The organism is Shewanella sp. T24-MNA-CIBAN-0130 (assembly GCF_040310185.1).
Taxonomy (GTDB): Bacteria; Pseudomonadota; Gammaproteobacteria; order Enterobacterales; family Shewanellaceae; genus Shewanella; species Shewanella psychromarinicola.
Genome location: NZ_JBEOPP010000432.1, coordinates 1 through 254 on the forward strand (window position 1 = coordinate 1; position 254 = coordinate 254).

The following is a 254-nucleotide window of genomic DNA, read 5'->3' on the forward strand; positions in this document are numbered from 1 at the left end:
CGATATCTTTATAGCTGTGATATGGCTCGTTATACACATCAGCCCAATGGAAGTAATATTCAGGCTTGAAGTTGCCATCTGGATTGGCAAAATAAACTGTCTCGTCTGGCGTCATCGCCACGAATATCTGTACTAAGGCAAATAATCCGGTAAAAATACCCGCTTTGGCATATTTTTCGATTTGATTGCAAGCTTGGCTGACTGCGATGCCGCTTTTTTTAAGCTCGATATGGAAGACAGGCATCCCATTGATG

Annotated in this window: 1 protein-coding gene; it reads right to left on the reverse strand. The window is 42.5% G+C overall.

Annotated elements, in window-relative coordinates; translation table 11 throughout:
- On the reverse strand, window positions 1–254 hold a 254-nt coding region (locus AAEZ02_RS23000; RefSeq protein ID WP_351125459.1), incomplete at both ends, for a type I restriction endonuclease.